The sequence below is a fragment of the Allobosea sp. 2RAB26 genome, from assembly GCF_052115465.1.
Taxonomy (GTDB): Bacteria; Pseudomonadota; Alphaproteobacteria; order Rhizobiales; family Beijerinckiaceae; genus Allobosea.
The window spans coordinates 418610-441525 of sequence record NZ_JBFRGS010000004.1; the positions used below are offsets into that span (position 1 = coordinate 418610).

General features: G+C 60.4%; 23 protein-coding genes and 2 pseudogenes. 20 read left to right on the top strand and 5 right to left on the bottom strand.

The features are described 5' to 3' along the window. Positions 1-39 precede the first annotated feature (39 nt). The 6 genes from AB4118_RS10080 (at position 40) to AB4118_RS10105 (ending at position 1886) form a co-directional block, all read left to right on the top strand. Positions 40-312 carry a hypothetical protein gene (locus AB4118_RS10080; protein ID WP_441489584.1) on the top strand — a complete coding sequence of 91 codons (273 nt, stop codon included), beginning with the start codon at positions 40-42 and terminating at the stop codon, positions 310-312. 36 nt (positions 313-348) lie between these two features. Beyond that, positions 349-555 carry a hypothetical protein gene (locus tag AB4118_RS10085; RefSeq protein WP_441489585.1) on the top strand — a complete coding sequence of 69 codons (207 nt, stop codon included), beginning with the start codon at positions 349-351 and terminating at the stop codon, positions 553-555. 8 nt (positions 556-563) lie between these two features. After that, positions 564-932: a hypothetical protein gene (locus AB4118_RS10090; RefSeq protein ID WP_441489586.1), complete on the top strand. Its 369-nt coding sequence runs from the start codon at positions 564-566 to the stop codon at positions 930-932. A gap of 49 nt (positions 933-981) precedes the next feature. Next, positions 982-1176, top strand: a complete 195-nt coding sequence (locus tag AB4118_RS10095) for a hypothetical protein (RefSeq protein ID WP_441489587.1) — start codon at positions 982-984, stop codon at positions 1174-1176. Continuing rightward, complete coding sequence (locus AB4118_RS10100; protein WP_441489588.1) at positions 1173-1346, top strand: hypothetical protein; 174 nt, start codon at positions 1173-1175, stop codon at positions 1344-1346. Before AB4118_RS10095 ends, AB4118_RS10100 begins: the two co-directional genes overlap by 4 nt. Positions 1347-1457: 111 nt before the next feature. Further along, positions 1458-1886, top strand: a complete 429-nt coding sequence (locus AB4118_RS10105; protein WP_441489589.1) for a hypothetical protein — start codon at positions 1458-1460, stop codon at positions 1884-1886. A 464-nt stretch (positions 1887-2350) separates the two neighbouring features. Here AB4118_RS10105 and ligD read toward each other — a convergent pair whose 3' ends face one another. Together ligD and AB4118_RS10115 are read right to left on the bottom strand one after the other, a co-directional pair. Further along, entirely contained in the window at positions 2351-3247 is an 897-nt protein-coding gene (ligD, locus tag AB4118_RS10110) for a non-homologous end-joining DNA ligase (RefSeq protein WP_441489590.1), read from the bottom strand. A 302-nt stretch (positions 3248-3549) separates the two neighbouring features. Further along, the gene (locus AB4118_RS10115) at positions 3550-3786 is read right to left on the bottom strand and encodes a hypothetical protein (RefSeq protein WP_441489591.1); all 237 of its coding nucleotides are present in this window, start codon (positions 3784-3786) and stop codon (positions 3550-3552) included. Positions 3787-4112: 326 nt separating this feature from the next. Between AB4118_RS10115 and AB4118_RS10120 the strand changes: the two genes are divergently transcribed. Both AB4118_RS10120 and AB4118_RS10125 read left to right on the top strand, forming a co-directional pair. Further along, a complete protein-coding gene (locus AB4118_RS10120) occupies positions 4113-4661 on the top strand; it encodes a class I SAM-dependent methyltransferase (RefSeq protein ID WP_441489592.1) in 549 nt (182 codons plus the stop codon). A gap of 1435 nt (positions 4662-6096) precedes the next feature. After that, positions 6097-6441 (top strand): annotated as a pseudogene (locus tag AB4118_RS10125) (hypothetical protein); the annotation flags it as partial. Between the two features lie 29 nt (positions 6442-6470). On the opposite strand, the gene AB4118_RS10130 reads toward AB4118_RS10125, so the two are convergent. Both AB4118_RS10130 and AB4118_RS10135 read right to left on the bottom strand, forming a co-directional pair. Further along, a complete protein-coding gene (locus AB4118_RS10130; RefSeq protein ID WP_441489593.1) occupies positions 6471-7322 on the bottom strand; it encodes a hypothetical protein in 852 nt (283 codons plus the stop codon). A 194-nt stretch (positions 7323-7516) separates the two neighbouring features. Then, entirely contained in the window at positions 7517-9073 is a 1557-nt protein-coding gene (locus tag AB4118_RS10135; protein ID WP_441489594.1) for an MBOAT family O-acyltransferase, read from the bottom strand. Between the two features lie 73 nt (positions 9074-9146). On the opposite strand from AB4118_RS10135, the pseudogene AB4118_RS10140 reads away from it, so the two are divergent. The 9 genes and pseudogenes from AB4118_RS10140 to AB4118_RS10180 all read left to right on the top strand — a co-directional run. Then, positions 9147-9779 (top strand): annotated as a pseudogene (locus AB4118_RS10140) (transposase family protein); the annotation flags it as partial. 174 nt (positions 9780-9953) lie between these two features. Beyond that, entirely contained in the window at positions 9954-11102 is a 1149-nt protein-coding gene (locus tag AB4118_RS10145) for a radical SAM/SPASM domain-containing protein (protein WP_441489595.1), read from the top strand. 214 nt (positions 11103-11316) lie between these two features. Next, complete coding sequence (gene gmd, locus AB4118_RS10150) at positions 11317-12405, top strand: GDP-mannose 4,6-dehydratase (protein WP_441489596.1); 1089 nt, start codon at positions 11317-11319, stop codon at positions 12403-12405. Next, positions 12402-13379, top strand: coding sequence for a GDP-L-fucose synthase (gene fcl, locus AB4118_RS10155; RefSeq protein ID WP_441489597.1), 978 nt, complete (start codon positions 12402-12404; stop codon positions 13377-13379). Before gmd ends, fcl begins: the two co-directional genes overlap by 4 nt. A 19-nt stretch (positions 13380-13398) precedes the next feature. Continuing rightward, positions 13399-14292: a glycosyltransferase gene (locus AB4118_RS10160; RefSeq protein ID WP_441489598.1), complete on the top strand. Its 894-nt coding sequence runs from the start codon at positions 13399-13401 to the stop codon at positions 14290-14292. A 417-nt stretch (positions 14293-14709) separates the two neighbouring features. After that, complete coding sequence (locus AB4118_RS10165) at positions 14710-15678, top strand: TylF/MycF/NovP-related O-methyltransferase (RefSeq protein WP_441489599.1); 969 nt, start codon at positions 14710-14712, stop codon at positions 15676-15678. A gap of 48 nt (positions 15679-15726) precedes the next feature. Next, entirely contained in the window at positions 15727-16434 is a 708-nt protein-coding gene (locus AB4118_RS10170; RefSeq protein ID WP_441489600.1) for an FkbM family methyltransferase, read from the top strand. A gap of 19 nt (positions 16435-16453) precedes the next feature. Further along, positions 16454-17740: an FkbM family methyltransferase gene (locus AB4118_RS10175; RefSeq protein ID WP_441489601.1), complete on the top strand. Its 1287-nt coding sequence runs from the start codon at positions 16454-16456 to the stop codon at positions 17738-17740. Then, complete coding sequence (locus AB4118_RS10180; protein WP_441489602.1) at positions 17740-18648, top strand: glycosyltransferase family 2 protein; 909 nt, start codon at positions 17740-17742, stop codon at positions 18646-18648. The genes AB4118_RS10175 and AB4118_RS10180 overlap by 1 nt, the downstream gene beginning before the upstream one ends. 48 nt (positions 18649-18696) lie before the next feature. On the opposite strand, the gene AB4118_RS10185 is transcribed toward AB4118_RS10180, so the two are convergent. After that, positions 18697-19737, bottom strand: coding sequence for a class I SAM-dependent methyltransferase (locus tag AB4118_RS10185; RefSeq protein WP_441489603.1), 1041 nt, complete (start codon positions 19735-19737; stop codon positions 18697-18699). 243 nt (positions 19738-19980) lie between these two features. Here AB4118_RS10185 and AB4118_RS10190 point away from each other — a divergent pair, with 243 nt between their 5' ends. The 3 genes from AB4118_RS10190 to AB4118_RS10200 are packed head-to-tail and all read left to right on the top strand — an operon-like array spanning position 19981 to position 22885. Beyond that, positions 19981-20835 carry a glycosyltransferase gene (locus AB4118_RS10190; RefSeq protein ID WP_441489655.1) on the top strand — a complete coding sequence of 285 codons (855 nt, stop codon included), beginning with the start codon at positions 19981-19983 and terminating at the stop codon, positions 20833-20835. Then, on the top strand, positions 20832-22034 hold the full coding sequence (locus AB4118_RS10195; protein WP_441489604.1) for a hypothetical protein: 1203 nt from the start codon (positions 20832-20834) through the stop codon (positions 22032-22034). Before AB4118_RS10190 ends, AB4118_RS10195 begins: the two co-directional genes overlap by 4 nt. Further along, positions 22031-22885 carry a glycosyltransferase family 2 protein gene (locus AB4118_RS10200; RefSeq protein WP_441489605.1) on the top strand — a complete coding sequence of 285 codons (855 nt, stop codon included), beginning with the start codon at positions 22031-22033 and terminating at the stop codon, positions 22883-22885. The genes AB4118_RS10195 and AB4118_RS10200 overlap by 4 nt, the downstream gene beginning before the upstream one ends. Positions 22886-22916 lie beyond the last annotated feature (31 nt).

Below are 22916 nucleotides of genomic sequence, written 5' to 3' on the forward strand. Positions count from 1 at the left end.
ACAAAATTAGAACATCCAAGCACCCCAAGGAGTCAAGCTATGCTGCCGTCGCCTACCCCCGCAGGAACTGCCCTGTCTCGCCGCGAGGCCGAGCAGATCATCGCCTGCGGCGGCAATTTCGAGTTGAGCCGGGTCCAAATGAACATCGGCCAGGTTCAAAAGCTCGTCGTGTTCGATCCGCCCTATCGCCTGGCCAATGGCGAGGACTACGCCTTCTTCCTGCCGGGCGAGGGCAGGCCGCAGCTTTGTCGAGCAATCCGCCGGCGATCGTTGGCACTGGCTCCGCGAGGCGAGGCGCGTCGGGGTCAATGACAACGAGGCGACGCGGCACTGACAATGCGGGGCGCGATGGTCATCACCGACACCCTGGAATGGTTGGCGGCTCGGCAGCGAATGACCGAGATCGAAGACGCGCGCCCTGGCAGCCCCGAGGCCGACGAATGGGCGGAGCTCGACTATGCGGCCTACTGCTGGGAGGAGGACCACATGCCGCCGCTCATGTTCGAACTCTTGCCGTTTCCGGCGCCGCTTAACCGCCTCCAAATCCCGTACTGAGAATTCCGATGACACCCGATGAATGCTCAACCGAGCTGCATCTGCGAGAGATCACCGGCCATTGCGATCCGGAATACCGGGTGATTTTCATGGGGGAGAACGTCGGGCGCATCATCCGCGACTCCAGCCGCAATGATCCGAAGTGCTGGAGCTGGATCATCCAGATCGGCCATGCCTGGCCGAACCAATTCAACGATTATGAAATCTCGCTCGAGGCCGCAAAGGCAGCCTTCAGGGCCGCTTGGCTGCCTGCCTTCGACGCCGTCACGCTTGAGCAGTTCAACGCCAAGCTGAAGGCGAACCACGACGCGGATGAGCGAACACGATTCTGGCAAGAGCGGCACGGCCGGCGGCCGAAAACTCCCCTTGAAAATTAAGAGCCTCGCGATAATTTTTTCCGGCGTCAGCCACGGAAGGAGAGATCCGATGACCGCGGTTCCCGAACTCAGACCGGAAACGCCGACCGCCTGCATTACCTGCCATGAAGACTACCGCTATGCGCTTCAGCGCATCGGCGAAATCGAAGATGCACGGCCCGATACGGTCGAATCCCTCGAACTGGACATGCTCAAAGCCGCGGTCGCCGCCTATGAGGCGCGGGAGGTCGAGCGCGCCGAATGACAGGGGATGACGATAGCGGCCGGCTTCACAATCCCCTGGACGTCTTCAGGGCAGTCGAGCGTGTCGAGCAGCTCACGGGCTGCCTTGAAGACACGGACGAGGAAGCTGAGTTGAGGCGGCTGGTTGCGGTGCTCGAGGAATGGCTCGCTGCAAATCCCTACCGCGAGTAGCGGCGGACCATAGACACGCGCTGGCTGCTTTCCGAAAGCTCCTATAGGCCCCACACTTCCCCGAAATGGGGGGCGGCGGAAATGCGAGGGTTTATACTGCTCGGGGCACTATTGGTCACACAGCAAGCTGCCGCTTCTAATTTTGGGGTGACGGTCGAAAATTTTGTGGCCGGCGTTATCGCGCGGCCCGAGCTTGGCCTTCGGGACCGTGGCTGCAATTCTGCATATTGCACTATGTCTGATGGAGCGGAAAAGCGTTGGCTGTACATCAAGCGTGACCGCAAGAATGTGGTCACCCAAGTCCTGTTCGAACTTCCACTTCCGGCAAGCACCTGGTCGAATAGCGCTGAAATCCTTGACCTTATTCAATTCAGTCTCCTGATCCCGCCGCTTGGCAGGATCGACGGCGGCGAAATCGCCAGGACGGCCAAAAGCCTTTCCGGTGCTGGAATATCCATCCGCGCCCCAGCAATCGTCTGCTCGGCGATGGTCCAGAAACATAAACCCGAGAACATGCTGGGCGCCTGCAGTCCGAGCTAATTAAAGGCGCACTGGGCCGAGATTAATGCCCGGCTAAGCGATGACCCTGCATAAGACAGGCGCTCAACAATGCGCCGGATAAATCATGCGAAGAGCGGGTGGTGTTATAGCGCTCTTCGCGGGGGCGAGTGGCTTAGCCACGGGCTTCGTGATGCTCGGGCTAAACGGATTTGGGGTAAGCCTCGGCGCCCCCTCCGCTCACGCCATATTTCTGGACGAATGGGGCGGACTGCTCTGCTCGTATGCCACTCTCGTGATGGGCGCTCTCTGCATGAAAGCGACCTCTCGGTTATCCGGGTGCGTCCTCGCGGCGACGGCGCTGTGCGGAGTTTTTCTCGGCAGTCGCCATGTATCGGCGTTCATGGTCTTGGCGGTACTCGGTGGGCTGCTCGTCATTGCGGAAGCTGAAGCCATGCGCCGCAGCTGATAACGCTACGGCCAAGCGGCATGGGGAACAGCCAACACTACTCGTCAAGGCGAAGAACGCCGTCGGCATCGGCAACGTCGCGCAGCCCCTTATACGATGCGTGCCGCAGCTTCTCGTCCGTGGTCCAGGCGCGGAATTCGATCTCAGCCACCAATGATGGCGTCACCCAGCGCGTCCCTTTTCTCGTCAGTTTCAGCGCGGGCTTATCGATCAGGAGCGCGTCGAGCTGCTCCCGGAGTGTGGTAGCTGAGCGATCGGTGAACCCGGTCCCCACGCCGCCGACATAGGTCAGCCGGTTGCTCTTCCATGCCGCGAGCAGCAGCCGCCCGATACCGCCCAACGCCGCCGACGACGGCTCATAGCCGATGATGAAAAATCCTTCCGACTGGACGCACTTGATCTTGAGCCATTCGCCGCGCCGGCCGGAGCGATATGGCGCGTCGCGCCGCTTCGCGATGATGCCCTCGAGGCCCATCTTGCAGGCGAGCGCCAGGAAGGCGTCGCCTTCGGCGTCGACGTCCGCGCTGAACAGGATCGAGGTATGGGGCTTTATGATGCCGGCGAGGATCTCGCGCCGCTCCTCACACGCCAGCGGACGAAGATCGTGACCATTGAGATAGAGCAGGTCGAAAGCGTACAGGAGCGCTCCGGCGGCAGATCGCTTGCCGCCCCGGCCACCAAGAGCTTGCTGCAGGGCGCTGAAGTCGGAGGCGCCGCGTTCGTCGAGCACGACGGCCTCACCGTCGAAGATGGCGCTATCCAGCCCGAGATCCAGAGCATCAGCCGCGATCGTTGGGAACCGGTTCGTCCAGTCATGCCCGCCGCGGGTCAGGACCCGAACTGAGCGATTATCAATGTGGATGGCGAGACGATAGCCGTCCCATTTCACTTCGAACGACCATTCGTCGCCGGCCGGGGGCTTTGACTTCAGCATAGCCAGGCAGGGCTCAACCCGTTCCGGCATGGCGTCAAAGTGCAGTTTGCGCTGGCGCGCATCACGCGCCTTGCTGACAGGCCCACGGACGGTCGCGACTCCAGGGCCGACACGCAAAACGCGACGCGCTGCGCACACAACTGATACTCCAACGCACGCACGAGGTTCGCCCCGCCGTTCCGGGGGGAATAGCGGCGGGGCTCCCCAGGCCGTGACGGCGCCGGATGTGAACAACGCCACCACGCAGTAGCGAACCCCTGTCGAAACCAGCAGTTCCGGGCGGCGACTACTATTTCACTCGCTCAAGATTCTCCCGGTCCTTTCGACGCGGTCTCATCGAAACGTTGGACAGCGAGTACTGCCAAATCGACGCTCGGGTCCGCCCTCCACAACTCGGCGATGATTGAGGCCAGACGCTCGCGTTGGGCGGGCTCGCTGGGCGGGTCGACCCTTGCTGCAATCTCGCTCCAAGCTTCATCAAAAGCCGCGGCGATCCGAGCGAGTTCCTCTGGCGTGGCGGCGATGGAACGGAACGGCATCGCAATCCCCCTGCGATGCTCACAGTTTATAATCCATCAAAGGAACGCAAGGATGAATTGGCCGACCGGAGGCCCCGCCGTATGGCAGCGGCGGGGCCCGAGGCCGTGCGGGCGGCGGAGAGTGGTGGCCAGCACGCGACGGGAACGCGTTGACCCCGCGACAGTTCCTCGCGCTTCACCTCGCGCGAAACCAGCTAGACTGCCCTGAAGGGAGATTTGCCATGGCTGGTTCTCGCCCCCGCTTCGCATGGCCACATCTCATTGGGAGGGCGACCCGCCGATTTATAAAGCGGATTACCCCATGGCCCGCATCTATGCAGATTGTAATGCACCCGAAAGAGGTGGAGCTCTTCGAGTCTTTCCTGTCCGAAACCACGAACTATTTCGAATTCGGAACTGGCGGCAGCACGTGCCTCGCCGCCAAGATCGTGAAGGGCGCTATTTACGGGGTCGATACCGATAGAGCGTGGATTGAAAAGGTGCTGTCGGAGACCAGCGGGCGCGCGAACATCAATCTACGGCATATCGATGTGGGCAGGACGCTTGATTGGGGAACGCCCGCCTCTGCGGAAGCCGCCCATCTTTTTTCCAATTACTCCAGGGCGATCGTGGACTCCGGACGATCAGACTTTGACTTGTGTCTCGTAGACGGGCGCTTCCGAGTTGCCTGCTTTCTTCAGGCTCTAGGTCACCTCCCACGAGGGGCAGTTGTCGGCATCCATGACTATGCCGCTCGCCCTGAGTACCACCTCATAGAGGAGTTTGCGCGGCCAATCAGCTCCGCCCACCAGTTGAAGTTTTTCGTGCGGCGCAGAGATTGCGACCACGACAAACTTAAGTCTGTCATGGAAGCTCACAGGACAATATGGGCCTAGGCGCGTCCGATTTTGCGGTCTTCAGCCGCTCGATTTCGGGGCGGGAAATGTTCCCGGTGTTCAAGCGCAAGGGAAAAAGCCCCGCCGGACGGCGGGTCCGACGGGGCCCTAGGCCGTGCAGCTATGGAGCTTTGCATGCCCGCAAAAAAACGACTGGGCCGCCCCACGGTTCCGCACGCCTTGCCCCATCCCGGGACGAGAATCAAAAAAGAACGGCCCGCGGCGTCCTCCACTGCGGGCCAAAACTGGTGGAAAAACGCGCTGGGAAAGCAGCGGTTCCCCGCCAAACGCAAAAAGGCCCGCCACCCCTTTCGGCGCCGGGCCAGTTTACTAGCGGAGTGTGAAACAAGAACGCGCCGGTGGGCGGACCAATCCTTCCGTGCGTCAGGGGCCGTGTTCCGAGCGGCGTCGGCGTGCCGGTACTCCATGGTCACGAGGACCGTGCTTACAGACCGACTAGGCGGGTATGCATGCTGGCGCCAAACTACTTCGTGTGTCTTTACTGGTCCCCGCATGTCTCAGAAGCGCCCGCGCCATTATTTGGACTGGTTGGCCTGGGCCGCTGTCGGCGCAACGATCATGGTGTTAGTTCTATTCGGCGGCATGCTCTGAGATTGGGGCGACCGGGTTACGGCCGGCACGCAAAACGCGACGCGCGCACACCAGAAGACGGGGAGAACCCCGCCGAGTCGCGGTCAGCGGGGCTCCAGGCCGTGTCGGGGCTGGTTAAGAGCACCAACACGCGAAGGCAACGCATTGGCCGCCTGGCAGTTCTGACCGCCAACTCCCGGAGCAGCAGCGCGGGCCCTTAGGCCGTGACTGCGCAGGATATGGGAACCGCACGGTCACCTATCGCTATTAGGAGCTTTTCGGTGTCGTGGCAGACTACCCGGCAGCTGCTGCAACCGCTTCCGACTCCAAGGAGGCCGCCACCCTCGTATTCCATAATCCGCTCGGCGCGTTCTGCCGCTTCCGACCGAGTCCAGAAATCGAGTCCAACCCACGCCAGATCATAGGCCTCACAGATATCGAGAAAGATCTCATCAGACGCCTGCTCAAAGCGGGCACGCAAACCAGGCAGCCGCAGCATAAAACGTGTCAGTCCACGTTTCTGAATCGGCGTCATGGGGCAAATTCAAGTGCGCGTTTCGCATTGGCCATGCTCCCACCAATGCATCGGCCCCTCTCATCCGCCGGCGGCAATTATGAGCCAAGAAGCGCAAGGTAACGCAACGCCGCCTGAAGATGTCCGTCGCCAGACTGAAGGCCAATCCACAGCTGCCGAGCAGGCGAAGGGTCGGCCGGGGTACGGCGAACAAGGCAGAAGCGTCTGCTGCGCTCGATCGGGCTAGGGGGTTGGATCGCGCTGGTCGAGAGGCCGAATGCATGGAGGCGGTGCAGCAAGCAAAGCGGCTGATCGTAGCCAACGCTCCGAGCTCTCGCCGAGACGATCAACGGACTCTACAACGCCGAGGTCATCCATCGGCGCGGACCATGGCGCTCGTTCGAGGCCGTCGAGTTCGCGACGCTGGAGTGGGTCAACTGGTTCAACAATCGACGGCTGCTGGAGCCTATCGGCAACATCCCGCCCGCTGAAGCCGACGAGCGCCACTACACGATGCTGGATGAGCCGGCCATGGCGGCGGGACTCAAAAAACGGCCTCCGGGAAACCCGGTGCGGTTCAATTGCGTTTCTAGCGTCGCGAAATTAGGACGAGAGGTTATTACAGGATGGCGAACCGGCGGTCGTTTGGGGTGCGCCGTGCGAGTGGCGGGTTAAGGCAAGACCTCGCGGTGCCGACACTGGAACTAGGGCTGACTGAGTTGCTGCCCCAGCGCGCGAGAGGTGATTTCGGCCCCGGCTTCATTGAGGTGGTACCGTGTGTCTAGGGTTTGTTCGAAGGGGACCATAACGTCATGCGGCGCTCCGACGACCTTGACCCCCGCTTCCTCCAATGCCCGCCGGGTCTCCACAAAGAAGGCGCTGTGTTTCTCGGATTGATATGCTTCGTGCTTCATGATCACCGGCCAAGTGGCGATGACTTCGACACCGCGAGCTTTGCTCCGCTGCACAAAGTCGTGGAGATCGGTGAATAGCCGATTGCGCAACGGCGCGATGGCGAACGGGCCGCTTGCTTGTAATGCTGCGCGAGTAGCCGTGGGGATGGCTTGCGTGGACTTATTCGGCTGATCCCCCCAACGGTCGATGAGGGCATTGTCATAGGGGTTCGTGGGTGGCGGGGTCGGGGCGACCGACACCGCGGGGATAGCGGCAATCACTGGCGGCGCCGCCATCGTTGGAGTGGCGGTTGCAGGGCGCGGCCGGAATGGGTCGAGGATCGCGGCGAGCCTTTCCACGCCTACAGACGTGATAAGAATTTCGCGGGCGTGCCCAAATAGGCGGGTCGAAAAGTACCCCATCACTCCGATATCGAATGATGGGTCGAACCATCTCACATAATCCTTGAGGAGGTTTGTTACTTTCCAGTCTGTCGTAAAATTCTCGTACTCGATCGCGAGAACGATCCGATCGCCGGGGTTCGCGAGCTTGTCGGCTTGGTGGAGGTGGAACATCGGGCCAAGGCTCGCATGGGAACCGAGGTTGTAGGTCGGCCGGCCGGTTATCTGTTCGATGATTCTGGCGTCGTAGCCAAAGTGCACGCTGGACCCTCCGACAAGCAACGTCTTAGGCCCTTGGACGCGCTCGGCGGCAGGGAGCTTGTACTGATAAAGCACTCTCACCCACGAGACATCCGGAGACGGGGTTGACCAAGCCCAGAACGCGAACCCGGAGAGGCCCAGAATGGCCGTGGCCGCGGCGGCTATGATTAGGAGTGTACGCATCGCCGCCATGGTCAGAACCGGAAGTAGATGAACTCGGAGGGCCGGCCGGCGGCTACGGTCCAGAGGGCTGCACCTAGTGAGACGCCAGCAAGAAGCGCGACCGTCCAAGAAACCGGCGGGACCTTTTCTTGATTATCCATCGCGCCGAGCGTGTCGCCTTCCGCCGCCTGATCGTGCGACGGTTCCTTATAGCCCACGAGTTCAAGGGTCGTTGGCGTAAAAAATGCGAGACACAGGGCGGCGATCACGATGACGAGGGCCACGATCGAGTCGAGTAGGTAGACCTCAGCTTGGCCAGCGAGGTTCATGACGGCCTGCTGTGAATATGATTGGAAATCGATAAGGCCGTTGGCGCCCATCATGCCCAAAAATACCCGCTGAGCGGTTTGGAAATCGTCCGATTTGAAGAGAACCCAGGCAACGACCACTGCCAAAAACGTGAGCAGCCATCCCGCCGCTCGCTCAAGCCAAGACGCCGGAAGCGGGCCGCGGGCGTAACGCCAGGCGTGGTTGACGATGAGATAGAAGCCATGGAGCGCGCCCCAGGCGACAAAGGTCCACTGCGCGCCATGCCAAAGCCCGCCAAGCAGCATGACAATCATCAGGTTGAGGAACCTGCGTGACATGCCCCGGCGATTGCCGCCTAGCGGGATATACAGGTAGTCCGTGAGAAAGCGGGACAGGGTAATGTGCCAGCGGCGCCAGAAGTCGATGATGCTGGGGGCCTTGTAGGGGGATCGAAAATTGATCGGGAGGCGAATCCCGAGCATCAAGCCCAGGCCGATCGCCATATCGCTGTACCCGGAAAAGTCGAAATACAGCTGAGCGGTGTAGCCCAAAGCTGCATGCCAACCACGGAGGAGGTCAATAACACCTCCCCCATGGGCAAATCGGAAGATGGGGTCGCTCGCCTGAGCTATCGTGTCGGCAATTACTGTTTTCTTCGCTAAGCCGATACTGAAGACCACTACTCCGACGTGGAACCCGACGATGGCGCGGTCAAGCCAGAATTTGCTCAGGAACTGACGCCCAACTTCCCGAAAGTGGACGATTGGTCCCGCGATCAATTGAGGGAAGAAGACGACGAAGAGTATAAATTCCGGAATGTGAACACGCCCAACGCGACCGCTAAATCGGTCTGCGAGGTAGGCGATCTTCTGGAACGTAAAGAAGGAAATTGCCAGCGGCAGCACGGGCGCACTGAAAGCCAGCGTGATTGAAAACGCAGCCTCAATATTGCTGACGATAAACTGAGCGTACTTAAACCACGCCAGCGCGCCTACGTTGAGAACTAGCCCGGCGACAAAGGACAAACGTCGACGGCCGCCGGTATGGCGAGCGATAGCTTCGCCCAGCGCATAGTTGGCGAGCATGAGAGCCGCGAGCAAAACGGCGTGCTCGGGGTTGTGTTTCGCGTAAAAATAGACGGAACATAAGATCAGCCAGAGCCCGGCTATCCAGCGGAATAGATTGTTCCGTGTATGCCAGTATAGGAATGCCACTATAAGGAATGCGATCAGTGTCACGGGCAGGAATTGCCCGAGGAATTCTTGTGATTGAAAAAGCATGCTCCGGAAGCGCTCCGCGTAAAGCCGCACGGAACGTACTCGGCAGTTATACCAAGCGCAATTCAACTCACCGCCCACTGAGGCGGCTTGCGAAGTGCAGGATGTCTCGCGCTCCGGGTTCCATGCCTGGCTGACACGTTCGCTAAGCCAGCGCTCTCGGGACGACGAGACGGTCGTCGCCACGCTCTATGTGAGCTTCAAGGCGAGCGACCCGATCTATGGTGCTCGACATGTATGGCGCGACGTACTGGCAGAGGGCGTCTCCCGCGGTCTGCCCAGGAGCGAGCGCCTGACGTTCGCAGGCCCTGCGGGCGCGCCCCAGACGTCGTGGCCTACGGAAGGACGAGGGTGCCCGTCTTACCTCGGTCGTCGCGCCGTATGTGCTCGATCGTCAGTTCACTGCGACACAGCCGAACCAGCCCTGGATCGCAGACTTCACTTACATCTGGATCGCGGAAATCCGGCTCTATGTGACGGCGGTGATCGGCCTGTTCTCGGGCCGTGGCGTGCGTTGGTCGATGGAGGCTGAGATGCTTGATGAGGAGAGCCAGGAACGTTTGAGACAATGCTGCCATGGAGAGATTCCTTTCCTCGCTGTAAACCGAGCGGATCGGAGGCAAGATCTATCGGACACGAGATGCCGCCAGAGCTGGCGTGTTCGATTGTATCGAGCGGTTCTAGTAGACGGTGCAGGCACTCGACTTGAGGCGCTCTCAGCCCGCCCGAGTTCGACGGAAGGGGGGATTAGCTTTACTCCGCGTCCGCAGAGCCGGCAGCAGGCCAATTGAGCGGTTACAAGTTGATGTTGCGCATCGCCTAGTGCGCGCTCATAAGACGATGCTTGGGTCAGGCTGCTGGCCGCAACATCCCGAGGCTGCGGATGCCCAATCTGATCTCCACTCTGTCGGCGCTGCCTACTGAACTTCGCAGGGCACATCAACTCACCAAGGCGGCAGGTAAGCTCAAGCAGGCCGGACGGGTCTATGAGGCTGAGTTGTGTTTGAAGCAGGCGGTGAAAATGGGCCTGCCGGCGTTTCTCGCGCGCGACCTTCCCCGTCTGTCCGACGCGAACCAAGCTCTCCCTGCCACAATGGTGCGATCTGAGCTCGCTTCCCTGAGTGATCCGATCGTGGCTGATCAAGCCTTCCTGAAGGGATACCAAGCTTTCTTCGAGGGGTTTCAAAATTCGCGCTACATGGATTTTCCAAAGCAGTTCCATCTGGAAACTGCGGCCMAGTGTAACGCAGCTTGTAATTTCTGCCCCTACATCGGGATGGAACGTCGCGGCACACGCATGCCGGATGAACTGCTCTATAAAATCTTGAACGAGATGCGGGACATCCCCACGGATCTTCCGTTCGAAATTTGCCCTTTCAAGGTCAATGAGCCCTTTCTCGACAGCCGGCTGTTTGACGTTCTTCATTTCATAGACACGAACCTAGAAAACGCGAGCGTCATCATAACGACCAACGCGACACCTTTGACCGCCAAGAACATCGACCGACTTAGCCAGGTGAGGTCGATGGGGTATCTGCTGATCTCTTTCGCCGATCATCGAAAGGAAGCTTACGAGAAGGCGATGAGTATCCCCTATGATCGCACCATGGCGCGATTGAGGGGCATCCATAACGCGGCCGAGACGGGGGAATTGAAGTTTCCCATCCATATCACTCGCGTGGGAGACGGTACGGCAGGCGACGCCGAATACATCGAGTGGTCACAGAAGACCTTCCCCTTGTTCGCTCCGCAGGTTTACCAACGGCAGAACTGGCTCGGCCAGGTCGACGTCAACCTCGACAACTCTGCGCAGCATGTCGGCTGCCACCGCTGGTTTGAGATGTCGATCACGGCCACGGGCGCCGTTTCCCATTGCTGCATGGACGGTGAAGGGAAATGGCCGATCGGCGATGTATCGAAGGGGCATATTCTCGATGTCTACAACCAATCGCCACTGCGCGCTCTTCGGCAGGACGCTATCGTCCGAACCGCTTCTGCGCCTTGCGCGGGCTGCGCTCTAAGAGCCCGATAGGCTTCGGTTTAGGGCCGCCGTCACCCTTTGAGACGCCGACTTTATACGGCCAGCGAGCCGGCGTTCCGATTGACGCTCACAATCGCGTCAACATGCTGGTCGATGCCAAAAAAAACGGGCCGAGCCTGTGCGGCTTGCCTTCACTCTCAGCTGAATTGTATATCCGCCATAGAAAACAGATCGACGCTTGATGAGTGTGTAAGCGGGACTAAACATGACACAGAAAATTGCGCTTATCACTGGCGTCACCGGGCAAGACGGAGCTTACCTGTCGGAGCTTCTGCTTTCAAAGGGCTATGTCGTTCACGGCATTAAGCGTCGCTCATCGAGCTTCAATACAAATCGAATCGACCATATCTACCAAGATCCGCACTCCGGCGGACGCTTCCACCTACATTATGGTGACCTGACGGATGCCACCAATCTGATCCGCGTGATTCAAGAAACCCAGCCGCACGAGATCTACAATCTCGGCGCCCAGAGCCATGTGGCTGTTAGTTTTGAGACGCCTGAGTACACCGGAAATTCGGACGCCCTCGGGACACTGCGCTTGCTTGAAGCCATCCGGATCCTCGGCCTGTCAAAAACGACACGCTTCTACCAAGCTTCCACTTCCGAACTCTACGGGAAGGTGCAGGCAGTTCCGCAGGACGAGACCACCCCATTCTATCCCCGCTCGCCCTACGCTGCGGCGAAGCTTTACGCCTACTGGATCACTGTCAACTACCGCGAGGCCTACAACATGCACGCCTCAAATGGTGTGTTGTTCAACCACGAGAGTCCGATCCGCGGTGAAACTTTCGTTACCCGTAAGATATCACGCGCGGTAGCCGCGATCCATTTGGGCAAGCAGGATTGCCTTTACATGGGCAACATCGATGCCCAGCGCGACTGGGGGCATGCGCGCGACTATGTCGAGGGGATGTGGCGCATTGTCCAGCAGCCCGAGCCGGACGACTACGTACTGGCGACCGGCGAGACGCACACTGTGCGCAAGTTCATCGAGATGGCCTTCCGCGAAGTAGACAGCACAATTGGTTGGGAAGGCGAGGGCGTCAACGAAGTCGGCCGCTGCACCAGGACCGGGCGTACGCTGGTGCGGATTGATCCGCGCTACTTTCGCCCGACCGAGGTTGAGCTCCTAATCGGCAATCCGGCAAAGGCGCGTGCTAAGCTCGGGTGGTCCCACAAAATCGGTCTCGAAGAACTGTGCAGCGAGATGGTCGCCTCCGACCTCGCGGTGATGGCGGGCGCGCGCCCGCGCGAGAGTGAACTTATGCAAGTACTCAAGGCCGCGGAATGAACGTCGAGTTGCGCTTCGACATCGACTATCGGCTTGATGGCAAGCGAGTCTTCGTCGCCGGGCACCGCGGCATGGTGGGCTCGGCCTGCGTGCGTCGGCTTAGCGACGAGAACTGCGAGGTGCTGACTGCGGACAGGGACGCGCTCGACTTGCGCCGGCAGGACTTGGTCGAGCGCTGGATGGCAGACACGAGGCCCCAGGTCGTGGTGGTCGCAGCAGCCAAGGTGGGCGGCATCCTCGCCAACGACACCTTTCCAGCTGAGTTCCTCTATGAAAATCTGATGATCGAGGCGAATTTGATCCATGCCGCTCATCAGATTGGCGTGGAGAAGCTGCTGTTCCTAGGCTCGTCCTGCATCTACCCTCGCGACGCACCGCAACCTATCGCCGAGAAATCGCTGCTGACTGGGCCGCTCGAACGCACCAATGAGTGGTATGCGATTGCCAAGATCGCTGGCATCAAGCTCTGCCAAGCCTATCGGCGGCAACATGGCGCGGACTTCATCTCGGCAATGCCATCGAACCTCTACGGGCCAAATGACTATTTCCACCCCACTCGTAGTCATGTAATCCCCGCGCTGCTGCGCCGTTTCCACGAAGCCAGCCGGGCTAAGTCTGACAGCGTGACCTGTTGGGGCACCGGATCACCGCGCCGCGAGTTCCTTTACGTCGACGATCTGGCAGATGCCTGCGTTTTTCTGCTGCGTCGCTACTCTGCTGAGGAGCATGTCAATGTCGGCACCGGCTCCGATGTCACCATCAAGGAACTGTCCGAACTAGTCGCGCGCGTGACCGGCTTCACCGGCTCCATCACGTGGGACGCCACCAAGCCCGATGGGAGCATGCTGAAGCGCATGGACGTTCAGCGTCTCGCAGACGCGGGCTGGCGGGCGACGACCCCTCTCGAAATCGGCCTGCCTAATGCCTATGACTGGTATCTCGGCCAACTCGCGGCAGAAAGCGTGCGCGAATAGCTCCCGGCATATGAAACCCATGCGCTTCTCAATCGTCGTTCCGACGCTCGACCGGCGGGACATGCTCGCTGAGGCGCTGGACAGCGTAGCGGCGGAGGGGGATCGCGACCTCGAAGTGATCGTAGTCGACGGTGGCTCGACCGACGGCACGCGTGAGATGCTTGCGGCCCGCGGCGATATCACCGTGTTGGATGATCGCCGCCGCGGCCTCTATGACGCGATCAATCAAGGGATCGAAACGGCAACAGGAGAAGCAATCCTACTCCTGGGGTCGGATGACTTGCTCCCGCCGGGGACCATTGCATCATTGCGGCGTGGCTTCGCCGATTGGCCGGATGTCGATGCGGTGTGTGGCCGCGCGGAACTGTTCGACAACGTGGGCGGCGCCGTACAAATGATCTGCGATCCGCGGGACCTCGGCCTCGACGCCCATGCGGCTCTCGTTGGCGCCTCAATCGTCAATGCTCGAGCCTTCCGCGCCCGTGTATTCGCGCGGATTGGATGTTTCGACACAGCATATGCCACCATCGCGGACCGCGCGTTCCTCGCCCGTTTCGTCGCAGCTGGCCTTTCAACGGCGATCGTCAACGCCACCGTTTACCGGTATCGCCGCCATTCCGGCTCGTTAACGTTCTCGGCGGGCGCCGAGAACGGCGAGGCCTTGCGCGCCGAACTCCTTCGCCTTGCGCGCGACGTAGCGAAGTGGTCCCACGGGGGGAGGGAGTTACGCGCGAAGGCGCTTGCGCTCGAAGGGCGCTGCCTCGCGCACGGCATTGCTGTTCGGTGCCGTAAGGGCGACGCTGTCGGCGCTCTGGCAATGGCTTTGAAGCGTGATCCTGCCACGACAGTCCATCCGCTCTCCGCGCTGGCGCGAGGGGGGGTCGATCGCTTCATGACGGGGGATCGGCGATGAGGCTATGTGGGGAAGCGAGTACGACGCCCTGCGAGATGGATAGCAGCCGTCACGCACACTGTGCTCCGTTCTCGGCACATGGTAGGCATGTTGGCCTTATACGCGTGTGCGCGGTGTGGCTCCTTCACAAGTCGATTGTAGCGCTAGCTCAGGCATAGTGCGTGCGGACGTGCTGATCTGCCATGCGTTTTGGCTCGCGTCGGCTTTAGCGACGCCCGCGCTCAGAGCGTGCTGCACTCTGCCACGTGAAGTTGAACATCCTTCAGCTAGGATGGCTATCCGGCATCCCCGACGCGCTCACCGTCACTAAGGCGCGGCCGGATCGCCAGAGGTCGAACCGGCTTGACTTGCCGGGACAAAGTCTTCAAGCGATCAGCTGGCTTCGCGGAGCGAGTTAGGGTTGTAAAGGGATTTGAGATGGTGCGGTTTGTGAAGTCCCTGGCACGCTCTATTGGAGTCGAGATTAGGCGCATTCCCTCTGACAGGGTCGACTCGGTCACACGTATCAACGGCCTGTTGGGACGTGTTGCTGAGCTTGAGCGTCAGCTCCTCGCGTTTCAGCTTGCGAACGGGGCTGCTACCGGGACTAGCGTGAATGAGTCGGACATCGAGAGCTTGAGGGCCGAGAACCAGCGGATAGCGGCCCAACTCAGTGAGGAACAGACCTTCCGGCGTATACGCAAGCACGACGCCATAGAAATCGAAAGCATGTTGCGCATCCTGGCGTTGCCGAAACTTCCGGAACGCAAGGGACGCGAGAATGCGCTAACCAACCTTCTCGGCACCACGGTGAGTGAAGCGCTTTACGTCACCGACGCCCTGCACCGTGGCCTCAAGGTCCCCGGCGCGGTTTGCGAGTTCGGCGTCGCGCAGGGCGCTACCTCGCGGCTTATCGCCGAAGAGATCATGGCAACAGACCGGCAGTATTACTTGTTTGACTCGTTTGAGGGTTTGCCTCCGCCGACCGAAAAGGATCGGCTGATCGACGATATCTTTAATTTGGGGACCATGGAGGCCTATACCGGCAGCATGCGATCGCCGGAGATCGAAGTCTTAACGAAGCTCGCGGACGTCGGCTTCCCTACCGAACGCACTCACATCATGAAGGGGTGGGTGTCGGACACGCTGGCGCGCCCGGACGCGCCGAAGCAAGTGGCGTTCGCTTATGTCGATTTCGATTTCTACGAGCCGATCCGCGACGCGCTTCGCTACCTCGACGCGCATATGGAGGTGGGTGCGTCAATCGTAGTCGACGACTACGGGTTCTTCTCAGAAGGGGCGCAACTCGCCACTGACGAGTTTGTGGCTGAGGTTGCCCCACGCTGGAAGTTGACTAAACCCTTGTCATGCGCCGGTTATTTTGTCGTGCTCGACAAGGTCGCCTAACGGTGCTGTTTGTTGTGCGGCCGATCTCCTTAGGTGAAGGAATTTCCTTTGTCCGAACACCCCTCTCTCGATAGCCTGCCGCCGGAGACAGCGGCCTTTTACGCGATGTCCACGGATCTCGCGCTAAAGAAGATCGCGGAGCGCGGTATCCAGATCGGCAGCGTGCTCGACGTCGGCGCCTCGAACGGCATGTGGTCGGCGGTGTGTGAGCGGCATTTTCCAAAGGCTCAATACTTACTCGTTGAGGCGCAAGACTATCATCGCGAAGCACTTATTTCCTACTGCTCCGCGCGCGACAACGCCGAGTTTGTCCTCGCCGCCGCCGGCGCAGAGCGAGGCGAAATCTGGTTCGACGACAGCTCGCCATGGGGTGGTCTGGCTATGACCGAGAGGTCGGAGTCGGTTCGCACCCGAGTACCGCAGACCACACTCGACCATGAGGTCCTGACGCGCAATCTGCCGGGGCCATATCTCGTCAAGCTAGACACACATGGCTTCGAGGTGCCTATCTTGGAGGGCACGCTCGCCCACGTTCTACCAAACACAGGCCTGCTGGTCATCGAGTGCTACAATTTTCGCATCGCGCCGGGCAGTCTCGTTTTTCACGAGATGATCGCCTGGATGCACGAACGCGGTTTCGGTATCGTCGACATGGCAGAGCCGCTGTGGCGCGAGCATGACAAGTGCTTGTGGCAGATGGACCTGATGTTCGTCCCGCTAACGCGGCCCGAATTTCGCTACACCGCCTATCGTTGAGCGACCTTGGAGACGTTTGATGGCCGGAGCGACCTTGCCTTCGACACTTAGGGTCGAGACGGTGGCCGGCTCCATCTATGTCCGCACGGACGATTTCTATGTGCGGACCGCGCTCGTGCGTTCTGGCGCATACAGCCCAAGCGAAGTGGCGCTGCTGTCGTCGCTCCTACGGCCGGGCGACGTGGCGGCTGATATCGGCGCCCACATTGGGATGATTACGTTGCCACTTGCGCGGCAGGTCGGCGAGAGCGGAGCGGTACATGCGTTCGAGCCGCAGCGCACCCTCTTCCAGCTGCTCTGCACCAATCTGGTGACGAATGAGATCGAGAACGTCCATGCTCATTGGGCGGCGGTGGGCGCGCGTGCTGCCGTCGTCACGCTAGGCTCGTCCCCGATCGAGAGCCGCAATCTCGGTGAGCGCGGCGTGCTGTTGGCAAGGGCAAAGGGAGCGGAGACGGTAGATCTTGTAGCCCTCGACGATTTTAAATTCACGCGCATGGATCTCATCAAGATCGATGTCGAAGGTTTCGAGTTCGAGGTGCTCGACGGCGCGCGGGCAACTCTGGGCCTGCAGCCGATGCTCTACGTTGAGAACCAGTTCTATCTCGGGCTTGAGCAAAAAGCGAACTCTGCGAAGCTTCTCGCCCGTCTCATGGATCTCGGCTATCGGTTGTGGTGGCAATGTCCGGATTTCGTCGAGCGCAGCGCCGATCCGGCGCACGACGTCCTGTCGGACGGCGGGTCGGTGAACGTCCTTGCAATTTCCCCACGCCACGCGCGCCGCCTCGGTCCCGGCGCAGAGGCGGCTTATGGCTTGACCCCAATTACCTATGTCGACGCGGTAGTCGCGCCTCCATGGCTGTCCCTGCGCGCCATCATGGCAGTGGCAATTGGCGACCGCAAATGGAGTGACGCTGAGCTAATCCTCGACCCGACAACGAACCGCCAACTGACCGCGCCACTCGTCGAGGCGATCCAAGCGGCCGCAACGGCAGCAATCCGTAGGGGCGCCCGGACTGCGCCGGGCGCCGATGCGCCGACGGCCCGCGAGATTGCCGCCTTCGTCTTCGATTCGGTAGCCGAGTGCGAGTCGGAGGCGTTGCGCGTGACCGCCCATGGGCCGATCCCACCACTCCTCGAAGCTTTCCTCGCAGACCGCTTCGAGTTTGTCCGAGATGACCACTCGGAGGGCAAGTGTCCGAGCCTGGTCGTGAGCGTCGCAGGCGATGTGATACCGCAGAAGCAGATCGTCTTTGAGGTTGCTCCCGCTGGCGGATGCGGCGAATTCAGCTTGAGGCGTTTATAGTGCCTGTCACGCTTCCCGAGCTGTCCGTCATTGTGCCGGTGAAAGACAGACATGCCGAACTACTCAATGCCGTTGCATCAATCGCGAGCCAAGGAATTCCTTGCGAGCTGTTGATCGTCGACGACGGATCGACCATTCCCATCGAGGCACCCATCAACTTGCCCGATTACGTGAAGCTGCGCATGTTCAGGCATTCGTTGAGCCAAGGGCCAGCGGCGGCGCGGAACACGGGGCTCGAATCGGCCCGCGGCACCTGGGTCGCTTTTCTCGACTCCGACGATGTCTGGATTCCCGGCAGCCTTGGGCCCCGCCTCGCGGCAGCCCGCGAGGCTGCTGCGCTGAATCCAGGGGAGCTGGTCGCTTGGGCGGCAGGTTTTCGTTATGTCAACGCTGAGGGCAATGCTCGCAGGGAGCGCGCCCCATATGGCTCGGCGGATTGGCGGCTGTTTGCTTCAGGCTGCTGGTTCTGTCCCGGCAGCACCGCAATTGTGCCACGGGCTCGCATGCTGGCCACGGTTGGACCCCAAGACGATTCACTTCGCCGGCTCGAGGATCTCGACTGGTTCTTACGTTTTGCACTCGTGGGGGGGCGGCTCGCTGTATGGCCGGGCCTCGCTGCGGACATCAAGCCGGCTCGGGAACATTCGGCAGACTTGGTCGAGAGTGCGGGCGAGCGACTTCTCGCCAAATTCGCTGCGCGCCCCGACATTCCGCCTCGCCAGCGCAAGACTCTGCTGCGCCGGCTGCGCGCTTATCTTGCCCTAGAGCGGGGCGCCGTAGCCTGGCATAGCGGGCGGCGCATCAAGGCGGCAGTGGAGGTCGCTCGATCCTTGGCGATCTTCCCGAGGTTGAGTCTGCAGATCGAGCGCTACTGGTCGCAGACAGACCAGCTGAGCCGTAGGCGTTGACACTGCCGCTAAAATCCCTGCTAAGGGGGCATCCACGTCGCAGTGGCCTCATGCCCCGATCGGCGTAAAGTATTCCTCAAGTTCAGGATAGGGGAAGAAGTGGTGATCGTTCACGCCACGCGTGGCGCGGGCGAGAAAATAGCCCCTCCCGATCTTCAGTTCCTCGTCTTGCCGGATTAGGATGCGCTCGGACAAGATCTCGAAATAGCTCGTTTCAAGTGCGATCCTAAGCGCCGGCATGCTGAAGGCATTCCAGGTTGAGCGGTCCAGTGCATAGATTTTGCGATGATCGAGCTCGATGATGGCCGCGTCAGTGTCGAGCAAGACCGCCGTCTCCATCAGCAGCAAGCCGCCGTCCTTAAGTGTCCGCCGCAGCTTCGCGAATGCATACTCTGGGTACCGAAGATGATAGACGATCCCGAAACACTGGATGATGTCGAAGCTCGCCTTTCCGAATATTTCGTCGCAATTGTACACCGATGCATCACGGAAAGTTGCCTTCGAGTCGAGCAGTTGCTTCGCAATCTGGAAAGTCTCGGGCCCCTCACCGAATACCGGTCGCAGCGATAAAATGTCAGAGCCGATGACCTCGGCGGCACCGTTGCGTTCGGCTTCGAAAGCCCAACGACCATCCCAGGTGCCAGTATCCAGTACGCGCTTGCCGTGATAGTCGACCTTCTTGATTTCGGCGAGTATCTCGTTCCAGAAAACGTCCCACTCATAGCCGGGCGTCACCACCCCGCCGCCGACGTCTATTTTGTGGTACCATTTGAGCTCGGCCATCCGGGCGAGCAGTGCTGCGCGGTCCATCTCGGTGTCCTGTCGGAGGCCGGCGGATCCGGCGCCGCTTCGATAAGTGCCGCCGGACGAAGCGTCAAGATAGAGTTGGACCAGTAAAACGAGCGCAGCGATAACTGACAAGTTCTGCGTATTGCCCGTGATGTGCGGCCCGCGTATGTAGCAGCGATGCGAGTAACGTTCGTCAACGATTGCGGCTTCGTGGGAGGAGCCGGCATCGGTCAGCGCAGGCAAGTCCAGGCTCTTGTTGACATCGGCCATGACGTCGATGTCGTCTGTTGGCTCGACCATCCCGCTCCCGATCCCTTACCGCTGCGTAGCCGGACGCCCCGCGGGAGCTTTCTTGGCGTCTCGAAGCACCCGAATATCCACTCTGACAATGGGCTCGACGACGACGCCATTGCCGATGCAGTGCTGGCGGAGGTGGCGGCTCGGAAGCCTGACACAGTCGTGTTTGGTAATCTACATTGGGCCAAATGGCCCTTGCGAACAATCTTGCGCGTGCGAGACGCAGGGTTTCCGACCGTGGCATATATGCACGACTGCCATTGGGCCACCGGGCGCTGCGCCTATTTCGGTGATTGCGGCCGCTATGTCGTGGGGTGCGACGCCGCCTGCCCAACGCCTACTGAATACCCTTCGCTCGACCCGGCGCTCATCTCCGATGCCTGGGCGGAGCGGCGCGGCGTCTTCACCGGCGAAGGACGCATTCCGATTGCCACAAACAGCAACTGGACGAGCGAAGTGGCCCGACGGGCCTTCGACGACCGTGCCCTGGTCTCTACGGTGGCGCTCGGCCTAGACGAAAAACTCTACCGACCTTCTTCGCGGTCCCTCGCGCGGTCGCTCCTGAATTTGCCAGAGGAAGGGATCGTCGCAATCGTGGGCGCCGTTAATCTTGCTGAAGAGCGCAAGGGCGGACCGATGCTGCGCGGCGTGCTGGAGGCGCTTGCCCGCGACTGCAAAGTTACGGTGATCGGATTCGGTCACAATTCCGAGTACATCACTGGCGTGAAGGGCTTCGGCAACATCGTCGATGAGCGAATGATGCCGATTCTATTTAATGCTGCCGACCTAATGATTAACGCTCCTAAGGACGAGGCTTTTGGGCAGACCTTGATGGAGGCGGCCGCATGCGGACTGCCCCTCGTGGCAACGCGTGTCGGCGGCGGCGGCGAGGTGGCCCGCGCGGACGAGAACGCGATCCTTGTTTCCTATGGCGATATAGATGCGATGGTCGAAGGTGTGTCGCGTCTGGCGCTAGATGGCGACATGAGACGTGCATTCGGGCGGCGTTCGCGCGAGATCGTCGAGCGCGATTTTTCGGTCGAGGCGCACGCGGAGCGTTGGGCGCGCTTGTTCGACGCACTAGGAATGGATCAAGAATGATTCGGGCGATCAGCAATGTCGAATTTGTCTGTCTGGCCGGAAATGCAGCCGCAATCGCGCCTTGGCTCCCCTTCGTGCGGGGGCTCGCCGATGGAGTGAAGCGTAGTGGTGGCCAAGTCTGCGTCGCCACCGACGAGGTCCATCACGAATTACTGCACTTTCTTGCGCCCACGGTCGAGCTCAGGCCCCTACCGGCCGATATGGCCCGCCCGGATCCGTCGCCGACTTCGCTGCGCCTTGTTTTCAATGGATTCTCCGACCGGCCGCCGCGAGGCGCCCTTGTACTCGACGCCGGCGGCGGACTGCTCATTGATCATGTCATCGCCACGTTCAGGCGCTCGCGCGTTCTGCACGTGATCCTCGAGGATCTAGACGGTATACCACTCGCGACTGCTGGAACTCCGCAATCGCTGCGAGCAAGCGGCCCGGCGAATTATCGTAGCGTTGCCGTTGCTTACGGGATCAACGTCGACCCCGCATACATAGAACACCCTGAGAGAACTGAGGCAGAGCATACCCGCCATATTGCAGACCTAATTGAACGTTTTCAGCTGATTCCTTCCCGCTATATGGTACTGGCCTTCGACGCTGGTCAGTTTGCGACGGCGAACGGACGGGCGGTTGTCCGGGCAGTTGCCGATCGACTCATCGAGCAGAATACTAACTGCGTAGTGCTCACCGACCATATTGCCGGGACCCATCTAGACTGTCTTGGACCGGGCGCTCTCAATGCCCGCACGGTTTTATTCAGCGACCTTGGTGCTGCCGATCTAGCCTGTCTCATTCATGGCAGCTCCGGCGTGATTACCAATCGCGCTGACTTAGCGCATCTTATCGCCCATCTCGACCATCCGACACTTTCGCTCTGGGGAGGCCTCGCCTGGGACCACCACCTGCCGGAGGCAGCGCGTGGCGTGGCGGTCGGGATTGGTTTACCGATGACGACGGATGGATGTGTGCCGAGTTGCGTCCTCTCCACCAAGGCGGTGCTCAGCGGGCTCGGAGAGATTGCACCGCTGCAGCGCGAACTCCGCGTCATTCGAGACGAAGGCGCGGACAAGTCCGATTTTTTGGATTACCTGCGCACCTTCAAACGCCCTCCGCGCGGCATTTTCACGGGCGGCCGCATAATTGGCGCCGCTCCTCCACCCCCCTTCACCAGTGCGAACTCCACGATCGACCGAGGCGAAGCTAAATGACGTGCTTTTCGATTGTCACGCCATCCTACAACCAAGGCATCTTCCTACGCGAGTGCCTGGCAAGCGTGGCTGCCCAGAAGGCCGAAGTCGAGCATATTGTGATTGATGGCGGATCAACCGACGGCAGTGTTGAAGTCATTCAAGAGCATGCGGATGCGCTCGCCTACTGGGTTACTGAGCGTGACGGCGGACAGTACGACGCCATAAATCGTGGCTTCGCACGCGCCACCGGCGACGTATTCGCTTGGCTCAATTCGGACGATGTGTATTTCCCTTGGACGCTGAAAACGGTCGCAGCCCTTTTCGACTCGTTCCCGCACATTGAGTGGCTCACCACGCGCTATCCGACGGCGATCGACGCCAATGGTGCCATGATCAAGGTGGGCGACATTCAGGGGTTCGACCGCAAGAGCTTTTTTGACGGCATGAACCTCGCCGGTGCTGGTTGGGAAGCTGATGGCTGGATTCAGCAGGAGTCGACCTTTTGGCGTCGCAGTTTGTGGGATCGTGCTGGTGGTAAGGTGCGCTCCGACATACGTTTCGCGGCGGATTTCGACTTATGGTGCCGTTTCTTCAAGGCTGCGCGCCTTCACACGGTCGACGTACCACTCGGCACCTATCGCTACCATGAGGCCCAAAAGACTTCGACAGCGCTTGGCACCTATGTCGATGAGGCGCGCGAGGTGCTGCTAACCCATGGCGGCCACTTCCCCGATCCCGAGAAAGCGGCTTGGCGTGCTGCCCAACGACGGCTACCTTCGGGACGTGCGAACCTCACCGCCGCCGGCTGGGCGGAACATGCTCCGATGCTGACGTATGACTGGGTCGAACGGCGCTGGACCGAGAACTAACCGCGGTCGTTTAAGTTTGGCTGGCGAGAGT